Source organism: Geobacter sp. DSM 9736, assembly GCF_900187405.1.
Classification (GTDB): domain Bacteria; phylum Desulfobacterota; class Desulfuromonadia; order Geobacterales; family Geobacteraceae; genus DSM-9736.
Map to the genome: position 1 here is coordinate 3947463 of NZ_LT896716.1, position 10221 is coordinate 3957683.

At 56.2% G+C, this 10221-nt stretch carries 10 protein-coding genes; 9 read left to right on the forward strand and 1 reads right to left on the reverse strand.

Annotation, left to right across the window (positions count from 1 at the left end):
• Positions 1 to 44 precede the first annotated feature (44 nt).
• Genes CFB04_RS17685 through trmFO form a run of 9 tightly spaced genes read left to right on the forward strand, consistent with a single transcriptional unit; the run spans position 45 to position 9979 of the window.
• Positions 45 to 1538 carry a glycosyltransferase family 39 protein gene (locus tag CFB04_RS17685; protein ID WP_088536632.1) on the forward strand — a complete coding sequence of 498 codons (1494 nt, stop codon included), beginning with the start codon at positions 45 to 47 and terminating at the stop codon, positions 1536 to 1538.
• A 13-nt stretch (positions 1539 to 1551) separates the two neighbouring features.
• Positions 1552 to 2154 carry a bifunctional 2-polyprenyl-6-hydroxyphenol methylase/3-demethylubiquinol 3-O-methyltransferase UbiG gene (locus CFB04_RS17690; RefSeq protein ID WP_088536633.1) on the forward strand — a complete coding sequence of 201 codons (603 nt, stop codon included), beginning with the start codon at positions 1552 to 1554 and terminating at the stop codon, positions 2152 to 2154.
• Positions 2155 to 2166: 12 nt separating this feature from the next.
• Positions 2167 to 4314: a hypothetical protein gene (locus CFB04_RS17695; protein WP_088536634.1), complete on the forward strand. Its 2148-nt coding sequence runs from the start codon at positions 2167 to 2169 to the stop codon at positions 4312 to 4314.
• Complete coding sequence (locus CFB04_RS17700; RefSeq protein WP_088536635.1) at positions 4304 to 5410, forward strand: glycosyltransferase family 2 protein; 1107 nt, start codon at positions 4304 to 4306, stop codon at positions 5408 to 5410. Before CFB04_RS17695 ends, CFB04_RS17700 begins: the two co-directional genes overlap by 11 nt.
• Before the next feature lie 31 nt (positions 5411 to 5441).
• Positions 5442 to 6476 carry a glycosyltransferase family 2 protein gene (locus tag CFB04_RS17705; RefSeq protein WP_088536636.1) on the forward strand — a complete coding sequence of 345 codons (1035 nt, stop codon included), beginning with the start codon at positions 5442 to 5444 and terminating at the stop codon, positions 6474 to 6476.
• Between the two features lie 15 nt (positions 6477 to 6491).
• Positions 6492 to 6911, forward strand: coding sequence for a GtrA family protein (locus CFB04_RS17710; protein WP_088536637.1), 420 nt, complete (start codon positions 6492 to 6494; stop codon positions 6909 to 6911).
• A gap of 16 nt (positions 6912 to 6927) precedes the next feature.
• Entirely contained in the window at positions 6928 to 7662 is a 735-nt protein-coding gene (locus CFB04_RS17715; RefSeq protein ID WP_088536638.1) for a bifunctional 2-polyprenyl-6-hydroxyphenol methylase/3-demethylubiquinol 3-O-methyltransferase UbiG, read from the forward strand.
• Between the two features lie 11 nt (positions 7663 to 7673).
• On the forward strand, positions 7674 to 8666 hold the full coding sequence (locus CFB04_RS17720; protein ID WP_197692534.1) for a glycosyltransferase family 2 protein: 993 nt from the start codon (positions 7674 to 7676) through the stop codon (positions 8664 to 8666).
• Positions 8663 to 9979 (forward strand): methylenetetrahydrofolate--tRNA-(uracil(54)-C(5))-methyltransferase (FADH(2)-oxidizing) TrmFO, encoded by a 1317-nt coding sequence (gene trmFO / locus CFB04_RS17725; protein WP_088536640.1) that lies wholly within the window; start codon positions 8663 to 8665, stop codon positions 9977 to 9979. The genes CFB04_RS17720 and trmFO overlap by 4 nt, the downstream gene beginning before the upstream one ends.
• 54 nt (positions 9980 to 10033) lie before the next feature.
• Here the strand turns inward: trmFO and CFB04_RS18165 are convergent.
• On the reverse strand, positions 10034 to 10221 hold a 188-nt coding region (locus tag CFB04_RS18165; protein ID WP_197692536.1), incomplete at its 5' end, for a hypothetical protein.

Below are 10221 nucleotides of genomic sequence, written 5' to 3' on the forward strand. Positions count from 1 at the left end.
TGTCTTTGAAGCCATCATGATGAATCAATGCGGTGGAGAGTTGCATGAAAACAGCCTGCGCGGCTGAGTCGCGGGATTTTTTCCGGGTCGAGCTGTTCCTTTTTATCCTCATCGCATTTCTTCTTGTCGGATTACGTCTCTGTTTCCTCCATGAGCCTTTCGAACGTGACGAGGGGTTCTACTCCGTGATCGGCAGAGAGATCCTTCGCGGGGGGATCCCGTACCGCGACGCCATCGACATGAAGCCCCCCGGAGTTTTTTACATCTATGCCTTCGCTATCGCCGTTTTCGGCAAGACCGTAGAGTCCATCAGAATATTTACCGCCCTCTATTCCGTCCTTACCCTCGGAGCCGTTTACTGGCTGGCAAGATATCTCTCGGGTCGAGCGGCAGCCCTCGCTGCGGCTGCAATTTTCGCCCTCTATTCGGGTGCGCCCCTGCTGCAGGGGAGCAGCAGCAACAGCGAGGTCTTCATGGTCCTTCCGCTGATGCTGAGCGCCTGCTTCTTTGCTGCCGCAGCACACCGGCAGCGCCCGGTGCTCCTTGTGGCCAGCGGTTTCTGCATGGCCCTGGCCATGCTCATCAAAACCGTTGCACTCCCCTATCTCCTTCTGCTTCTCGTCTGCTCGATTTTTGTCGGGAAGAAGGAGGAGGGCTTCAAGGGGAGGATTCTCAATCCGGTTCTCTTCCTTTCCCCCTGCATCCTGGTCGGCCTTGCCACACTTGCCTACTTCTACCTGAACGGTGCGTGGGACGACTTCGTAATGTACAACATCACCCTTCCACTCTTCTATTCCAAGGGGGGCGGTGTTGTCGGGCCGGAACTTCCGGAAATGATCCGGTACCTGTCCCACGAGTTCCTCCTGCCGGTGCTGCTGGCCGTGCCGACTGCAGTCTGGCTGCTTATTCGAAGGGAATCCATAAGCCTTGTCATGGCAGCATTGCTCCTAGTCGCCTCCTGGCTGGGGGTGATCATGCCCGGAAAGAATTTCCCCCACTACTTCATTCAGCTGATGCCCTTTCTTTCGCTGCTGGGGGGGATAGGGCTGGCGAAGGTCCTCGGGAACAGGAGGATTTCCCTCATACTCGCGGTCCCGCTGTCAGCGGCCTTTCTATACTATGCGGTGAAGGACTACCGGCTATATTTCGTTCTTCCACCTGAGGATGTATCCATCCTGAAGTATGGTCCCGTTTTTGCGGATTCCGTGAAGGTAGCCGATTACCTGAAGAAGAACACTGCCCCCGGAGACTACATTTTCCAGTGGGGTTTCGAGCCGGAACTCTATTTTCTCGCAGACCGACCCATACCGACACCGTACATCTCAAGCACAATTCCCGCCTCCCTGCCTGATACGGAGGCCGCCGTCAACGAGATGATCCGGATGCTGAAGGCCAAAAAGCCGAAAGTCATCGTAATGCAGAAGGAGTGGGCGAAATTGCCGGGGCTGGTGGAGCTGTCGGACCTTTTGATGAAGGAGTACCGCATGGATACCATCATCCGATACGCTGCAATCTTCACGCGCCGGACAGGGGGATGATACGGGAAACGGCATGAAAACCGAAGACAGAGAATATCAGGAATATCTTCAGAAAAAGTTCCTGCCCGGCCGGCAGCAGTACCTTGAACTGGTTGTCTATCCCCGCTATCTCCGCGAACTCGGCGCTCTCCGGGAAATCTGGGACTTCGGGTTCGGCAACGGCGAGTTCCTGACGTTCTGCCGGAAACGCTCCATTTCCGCACGGGGGATAGATTCGAACGGCAGTTTCGTGGCCACGGCCCGGTCGCAGGGTTTCGCCGTGGAGCTGGACGACCTTTGCCGGCTGGATACCGTTCCCGATGCAGGCGTTGAAGCCGCGATCTCGGACAACGTTCTCGAGCACCTGGACAAACCCGCCATAGGGGCGTTCTTCTCCATCCTTGCGCGAAAACTGGCTCCTTCGGGAATTTTCCTGGCGATAGTTCCAGGAGAAAAAGGATTTACCAGAGACCCCACCCATCGAACTTTCGTGGATGAGGCTCTGCTACGTGAAGTCACTGCCGGCACTGCCGTCTCTTTGATAAAAACCTTCCGCTGGCCTATCGGCGCTCACTGGGTCAGCAGGATTTTCTACCTCAACATGACGGTCTTCGTGTTCAGGAAATTGCCCCAGTAGAACAGGTTACCAGTGAAAACCCTCCCTGATACCAATCATATTGCCGGCCAGGAACAGATGCTTCTCCCGAAGGAGGATTCGAACTTCAGGACCCAGTATGTCCGCTGGACAATGGTTATCTTCGGAGCGCTGCTTCTTTTCGGAGGTGTAGCCGCGTGTATGGATGCTCTATATGCTCCCGACATCAATGCTGCGCTTGACCGGGTTAAGGACTTGTCGGTGAGGCCTTTGGCAGCTTTCCGCCCCGAGCCGAAGGAGCGAGCCCTTTTCCTGAGTGCCTTGGCCACTGTTCCCGGTGCGCTGGTGTTGCTTCATCTCTTCTTCGGGCGAGTCATAGCGCGGCTGACCGGACAAAAACTGGATTATGTCTACTATGCTGCCCTTGGGGCATCGCTGTCGTTCATCGTATGGCTCGGGTACGCAGGGCTCGCCGCACCAAATCCGTTCTTCGAGGACCCGCAGAACAGCCACGACATAATATCTGCCACGAACCTTCAGTTCTTTCTGGCCGGCTCATTTCTGTATGAACACTTTTATCTGTACCTGGCAGCAATCTTTCCAGTGACTGCGCTTCTTCTGTTTTACAACGACCGAATGAACTCTGGTTCCTTGAAAGCCGGGGGGAACATTACCCGCCTGTTCATCTATCTCTGCTGCGCTCTTCTACTGATAGTCATCTTCTCGATAAATGTGTTCAAGTTTCCCTATACCTACGAAAACAAATATGATTTCAACGCCGTGTATTATTCGATGGTGCAGGTCTATCACGGCATTCCCATGCTCATTGACAACTTCACCAATACCTACGGACTGTATCCTCATTTCCTGGTGCCGGTGTTCAAGATCACCGGGTTGAACATAGCTGTCTTCTCGGGCCTGATGGCTCTTCTTAATGTGCTCTGCTATCTGGGCATATTCTTTATTCTGCGTACATGCATACAGAACATCTACATACTCTTCATGTGCTTCTGTTCGATCGTGTATTACGCGCATCTTCATTTCAAGTTGGTCACCAACTTCGATGCAATCTTTGCATCGCAGCCGATACGTTTGATTCCTCCTGTTCTTGCTCTGGTTCTCGCGACCGCGTATCTGAAAAACAGAGGGAGAGTCCTCTACTGGTTCTCCCTCTTTGCCCTTTCGTTCGGGGTGCTGTGGAACCCTGAATTCGGAAGCATAACCATCTTTGCCTACTTTCTTTTTCTCTGCTACACCGAATTCCTGCAGAATGCGATAAGGAAGGCCGCATTACCCATCTTGCTGCATATCGTCCGTGCGGCCTTCGCCCTGGCGGTCTCCTTCTCGGTTTACTCTCTTGCTGTCAAGCTCCTGTACGGCCAGTATCCACAGATCTTCGACATGTTCAACATGATAAAGATCTTCTCGGGTGCCGGTGGCGGAATGCTTGCCATGCCCCTGCTGCACCCCTGGAATCTGATTGCGCTCGTTTACGTGATCGGCCTCCTCTGGTCAATCGTCGCGGTCACGACCGGAACCTGCTCCTCCCGCCATGCACTGATCTTCCTGGTGGCGGTTCTGGGAACAGGAATGTTTTCCTACTACCAGGGGCGAAGCCATAACTGGAATCTGATGCATTCCTGCATTTACACCTTCATTCTCATGGGCATCTATGCCGACACACTGCTGAGGATAGCGAGACGGGAAGTTACCGCCTATCTGCCGGCGGCACTGATCCTGTTTATTATCAGCGGATCACTCTTTCAGCTTCTTTACGATTCGGGCAGGATCTCTAAACTCTTTTTCGAAAAAGAGAACAGAGCCGCAAACCTGCCGGAGCAGCATGAGATCCTGCGCAATGCGAATTTTGTCCGAGAGAATACCATGCCGGGGGAGAAGGTCCTGATTTTCGTGAAGGATTATTATCAGGGGTTGTATCATGGCCTTTCCGGGACCGCTGCGGCCTTCAACCCGGGCCTGCAGGATCTTTTCTACCGCTCCGACTACGTAAACCTTCTGAAGTTCCTGATCAGGAACGGTTCAACCAAGGTTTTCTTCGAACCCCGCTCTTTCGAGTATTTCGACGCGGAAATTCCGGTGGTCCTTTCCACCTTCTACGAGGTGAAGAAAAGCAACGGAGCAATGATGTTGCTGGCCAGAAAGACAGGCACCCGTGCCGGAGCGGTGCGTAATGACTTCTGACGCAGCGAAACTGACGCTGATTTTTCTGCTCTACAATGCGGAGGAGCAGGTGGATGCGCTGGTGGATGCTGCACTGAGGCAGCGCCATCCGGGTTACTCCGAGCAGCTCGAGTGGCTGGATGTCGTATTTATGGACGATTGCTCCGGGGATGGTACATTGCCCCGTCTCCATGCGGCTCTCCAAGCGGCGGGAGCCCCCTGCAATTACCGAATCATTCCCAATGAGCGAAACCTCGGGCTGTCATCCACTCTCAACAAGGTCTTCAATCTGATACGGACTCCCTATGGTCTCACATGCCATCTTGACGTGCTGTTCGGGCGGGATGACTACGCGGCCCGGATGCTTCTTCTCATGGAGGCACATCCGAAGGCCGGCGCCATTACGGGGCAGCCGGCGATTCCGGCGGCAGCGAAGATATCCACGGCCGAAAAGCTGAACATGATCTGCAACCTAATGGACATTCTTCCTTCGCAATCAGAAGAGGCACTGGTCCCCGTCGGTTTTGCCGAGGGGCGCTGCGACATTTTCCGGGTGGAGGCGGTCAGGAAGGCGGGCCTGTGGGATACGACGCTGCGGTCTTCGGGAGAAGATCAGATACTGGCGCTCCGCATGAGGCAGAATGGCTACGAAATCTATCAGGCGCCGCATCTCCCCTATCATCTCTCTGTGTCTGGGGAACAGAACTCCATCTGGAAGCTGCTGAAACATACCCACCTTTTCGGCCGAACCCAGCCGTACATCCTGCTTTCCGACAGGACTGCACTTGCCAGCTCGGCGGGGCGCAGTTCCGGGTCGAACCGGCAGTCCCGGCTGATCCTGCGCGCAAGCCACCTCGCGGGGACGGTCGCCTTGCTGATCCTTATTGCAGGGGCGTTTATGGGAGTGCCGGTCTGGCTGTGGTGTTTTCCTCTCTTTGCAGTCGCACTGCTCAAGGCTTTTCTGTTCCGCAGGCACCTGAACGCAGTACCGCTGAAAGGAACGGAAGTTCTTTTTTTTCTTGCTTTTGTCCCGCTTCAGGACGTTTACTATACGGCGGGACTGCTCCAGGGGTTGTGGAGTTACGCTCGCGGCTCTTCGGGCCGGATAATTCGATAGAGAAGCATTCAATCAGGTAAAGGGCACATTTATGGCGGTTTCCTATCCGTTGTTGTCGGTGGTCGTCCCGATCTACTTCGAAGAAGATACAATTCCCGAATTCTACAGCCGGATGAAAAGCGTGCTTGTCGGTCTCGAGAGCGATCTGCGCCACGAGCTGATTTTCGTGAATGACGGGAGCACCGACCGCTCCCCACTTCTTCTCAAGGAGATCAGCCGGAGCGACAAGAATGTCCGTATCATCAACTTCTCCAGGAATTTCGGTCACCAGGTCGCCATCACGGCCGGTATCGAGCACGCATCCGGAGATGCCGTCGTGGTCATCGATGGGGATCTGCAGGACCCTCCCGAGGTCATCGCCGGAATGGTGGAGAAGTGGCGTGAAGGATACAAGGTGGTGTACGGGGTGAGAAGCGTCCGGAAGGGGGAAACCGCTTTCAAGCTTCTCACGGCGCGCCTCTTCTACCGCCTGATCAGCAGAATGAGCGACGTAAAGCTCCCGCTGGACAGCGGCGACTTCAGGCTGATGGACCGGGTGGTGGTGGAAGCCCTCAACTCGATACGGGAGGAGAACCGCTATATCCGCGGACTGATAAGCTGGATCGGATTTTCCCAGTACGCGCTTCCATACGAGCGGGACAGCCGCTATGCAGGCGAGACAAAATTCAATCTGAAGAAAATGCTGAAGTTCGCCCTCGACGGAATCACCAGCTTTTCCGACAGACCGCTGCGGATCTCCAGCAAGCTCGGTACCATCACTACGGTCGTCGCTTTCCTGGCCATGCTTTACATCATCGTCAGCAAGTTCGTGAACCCGGAGTCGGTTATACAGGGGTGGACGTCGCTGCTCGTCGTGGTCCTTTTTCTGGGCGGGGTTCAGCTGATCTCCATCGGAGTTCTGGGTGAATATATCGGCCGAATATATCGTGAGACGAAGCACCGGCCCCTCTACATAGTCGAGGAGAAGGTCGGATTCGTCTCTCCGGCTCAGACCGTACCGCGGGACGATGCCGCTGCGTCGGAAGCGTGGCGTGAGCGACCGGGAACGGATGTCACCGCTGCATGAAGAGTGATTTCTGAAATGATGGCCCGGCTCCTTAATGGCAGATTCATCAAGTTCATCCTCGTCGGGATGCTGAACACCGGTTTCAGTTACCTGGTGTTCGCCTTTTTCATCTTCCTCGGCCTTCACTATGCCCTTGCGGTCTTTTTAGCGGCCGTGATGGGGGCACTGTTCAACTTCAAGACGATCGGTACACTCGTGTTCCAGAACGGTGCCAACGGGCTTTTGTTCCGCTTTCTCGGGGTCTACCTGTCGACCTACCTGTTGAACGTCGCTGCGCTGCGAGTATGTGCCGGCCTGGGTATGAGCATGTACCTGGCGGGATTTCTGGTGGCCATACCGATGGCGGCGGTTTCGTTTCTCCTGCTGTCCCGATTCGTGTTTCAGAGGGGAACCGGGCCGGAGCGGGACGCCGAGAGCGTCTGCCGCCAGCATTGAAGGCATCCTTTCCACCATGGACATTTCCCAGTTCACGCTCCACGCCGAAATAGAGGATTCCCACTGGTGGTTTTGCGCCCGTCGCGAAATAATCTTCAGCGAGCTCAAGCGTTTTCTTCCCCCGGGCGCCGGCATGTGCCTGGCCGAGATCGGGTGCGGCACCGGCGGCAACCTCAGAGTTCTGGAGAGGCATTATAGCGTCCTTGGGGTCGATCTTGCCCCAGAGGCCGTGAAATATGCTTCTGAACGCCTCGAAGCGCCCGTGTTTCTGGGCGATTTCCGGGACCGGCTGAAGGGGCGCTGGGATCAGATAGACGCAGTCCTTCTTGCGGACGTGCTGGAGCACGTGGAAGATGATGTCGCATTTCTTCATGACATCGTCAGCTGCCTGAAACCTGGAGGCATACTTCTGCTGACCGTTCCGGCCCACCGGTTTCTCTGGAGCCACCACGATCTGGTTCTCGGTCACATCCGCCGATACTCGGCTGCCGGCTTGCGTGCTCTCTGGCAGGGGCTGCCCGTCGAGGAGTTGCGCTTCTCCTCCTTCAACTTCATACTGTTTCCCATTATGGCCGCTGTCCGGCTGCTGGGGCGGGGAGGGGAGCGAAAGGAGGGGGAGAGCGACCTGCGTCCGCTTCCGGCACCGCTCAACGGCTTGCTTTTCAGACTGTTTGCCCTGGAAAGGTTACTCCTGAAGGTTTGCCCTCTGCCATATGGGGCGAGTTACCTCGCTCTGCTAAGGAAACGATGAGTAGGAATGTCATGAATACATGCAGGCAGCCGATCATCTCCGTAGTGGTCCCGTGCTACAACGAAGACCATGTGGTCGATGAATTCCATCGACGCACCGCACCCATTCTCGCCGGTGTGACAGAGGACTTCGAAATTATTTTCGTCAACGACGGCAGCACCGACGGAACGGTGGAAAAGGTTCGAAGCCTCCATGAAGCCGACCCGCGGGTGAAGCTCATCGACCTCAGCCGTAACTTCGGGAAGGAAATAGCCATGACCGCAGGGATAGATTTTGCCGGCGGGGAGGCTGTCGTCGTGATGGATGCCGACCTCCAGGACCCGCCGGAACTGATCCCGGAAATGGTCAGGAGATGGCGGGAAGGGGCCGACGTCGTCTATGCGACCCGTACCATGCGGGAGGGGGAAGGCTTCATAAAGAAGGTTACCGCCAAAGCCTTCTACCGGCTCATCGGGCGGATAACGCGGATCAGTATCCCCGAGGATACGGGAGACTTCCGGCTCATGAACCGGCGTTCGGTGGATGCGTTGAAGCGGCTTCGGGAACGGCATCGGTTCATGAAGGGACTTTTCAGCTGGGTCGGCTTCAGGCAGGTGAGCATCCGCTACCGGCGTGAGCCGCGCTTTGCGGGAACAACGAAGTGGAACTACTGGAAACTGTGGAACTTCGCCATCGAGGGTATCACCTCGTTCAGCATCGGGCCTTTGCAGTTCGCCACCTATTTCGGCGTCGTAACGGCAATCTTTGCGTTTCTTTATGCCTTTTTCCTCGTTGTCCGGACTCTCATTCTCGGCATCGACGTTCCCGGCTACGCCTCGATCATGGTGACGATCCTTTTTTTCAGCGGGGTCCAACTCATAACCCTCGGCATCATGGGGGAGTACATCGGCCGCATGTTCAACGAAACGAAGAACCGCCCCCTGTATCTTGTACAGGGCCTGCTGGGTCTTGCCGATGATGCGGGAGGGGAAGAACATGCCCTTGTCAGGGGGGTGCTGAAATGAAACTTACCATTATCGGCGGGGGGCTTGCGGGGTGCGAGGCCGCGTGGCAGGCGGCGAGGCGGGGTGTCCCTGTCCGCCTCATAGAGATGAAGCCCATACGTTTCTCCCCGGCCCACCATTCCCCCGGCCTCTCCGAACTCGTCTGTTCCAACTCCCTTCGCGGAGCCTCCCTGGACAACGCCGTCGGGCTACTCAAGGAGGAGCTTCGCCGGGCGGGTTCCCTGTTTATTGAGGCTGCCGACGCAACCAGGGTTCCCGCAGGGGGAGCGCTGGCTGTGGACCGCGAGGAGTTCTCCCGCTACATCACCAGCCGCATAGAGTCGGAACCGCTTATCGAGCTGATCCATGAGGAGGCGGCTTCGATTCCCGAAGAGGGCCCGGTCATTGTCGCTTCCGGGCCCCTTACCAGCGATCTGCTTGCGGAGAGCATCGGGAAGCTGACGGGAGAGTATCTCTATTTCTATGACGCCATCGCTCCCATCGTAACCGCGGAGTCCATCGACCGTTCAACAGTCTTCAGCGCGTCCCGTTACGGGAAGGGGGATGGCGATGACTACCTCAACTGTCCTCTGGATGAGGAACAGTACAACAGGTTCATCGACGAACTTCTGGCGGCGGAGAAAGTCGTGGCCCGCTCTTTCGAGAAGGTGGTACATTTCGAAGGATGCATGCCCGTGGAGGAAATGGCGGAGCGGGGGAGGGAGACTCTCCGCTTCGGGCCGATGAAGCCGGTGGGGCTCACAGATCCGCGTACCGGTGGGGAACCGCACGCGGTGGTGCAACTGCGGCAGGAAAACCGCGATGCAACAATGTACAACCTGGTAGGGTTTCAGACCAAACTGACGTGGCCGGAGCAGCGCCGGATATTCCGGATGATTCCGGGGCTGGAGCAGGCTGAGTTCGTGCGCCTCGGCTCGATGCACCGCAACACGTTCATCAACGCTCCCCATCTGCTCCACCCCACGGGGCAGCTGAAGAGGGAGCCCCGCATCATCTTTGCGGGACAGATCACCGGTGTGGAAGGATACGTGGAATCTGCTGCAAGCGGCTTTCTTGCAGGGATAAACGCGGTTGCTCTCACGCGCGGGGAGGGTCCGGTCGTCCCGCCAAGCGAAACAGCGCTTGGGGCTCTTGTTCGTCACATTACGGGTGAGACGGACCACCGTCACTTCCAGCCGATGAATGTGAACTACGGACTTTTCCCCGAACTCCAGGGGAAGATCAAGAAGAAGGAGCGACGTCAGAAGCTTGCGGAACGGGCGCTTGTCATGCTCGATCCCTGGCTTGAACAGGTTAAGCCAGGCGGTTGTTGAAAAACAGCCATCTCGCCGCCGTCCTCGAAAGCCGCCGTGTGCGGCGTAGCGCAGCTACGCATCCGTGGGGCTTTCTGCGGGTGCTACGATCTGGCTATTTTTGAACAACCTCGTTTTTACACGCTTGTTAGCCTGAAAGCTTTTCTCAACCTTAACCTTAACCTTAACCTTAACCTTAACCTTAACCTTAACCTTAACCTTAACCTTAACCTTAACCTTAACCTTAACCTTAACCTTAACCT

Excerpts from the sequence above, each read along its gene's own strand:
- CFB04_RS17685 (WP_088536632.1), top strand. The coding sequence starts at position 45 with ATGAAAACAGCCTGCGCGGCTGAGTCGCGGGATTTTTTCCGGGTCGAG.
- CFB04_RS17690 (WP_088536633.1), top strand. The coding sequence starts at position 1,552 with ATGAAAACCGAAGACAGAGAATATCAGGAATATCTTCAGAAAAAGTTC.
- CFB04_RS17700 (WP_088536635.1), top strand. The coding sequence starts at position 4,304 with ATGACTTCTGACGCAGCGAAACTGACGCTGATTTTTCTGCTCTACAAT.
- CFB04_RS17705 (WP_088536636.1), top strand. The coding sequence starts at position 5,442 with ATGGCGGTTTCCTATCCGTTGTTGTCGGTGGTCGTCCCGATCTACTTC.
- CFB04_RS17710 (WP_088536637.1), top strand. The coding sequence starts at position 6,492 with ATGATGGCCCGGCTCCTTAATGGCAGATTCATCAAGTTCATCCTCGTC.
- CFB04_RS17715 (WP_088536638.1), top strand. The coding sequence starts at position 6,928 with ATGGACATTTCCCAGTTCACGCTCCACGCCGAAATAGAGGATTCCCAC.
- CFB04_RS17720 (WP_197692534.1), top strand. The coding sequence starts at position 7,674 with ATGAATACATGCAGGCAGCCGATCATCTCCGTAGTGGTCCCGTGCTAC.
- trmFO (WP_088536640.1), top strand. The coding sequence starts at position 8,663 with ATGAAACTTACCATTATCGGCGGGGGGCTTGCGGGGTGCGAGGCCGCG.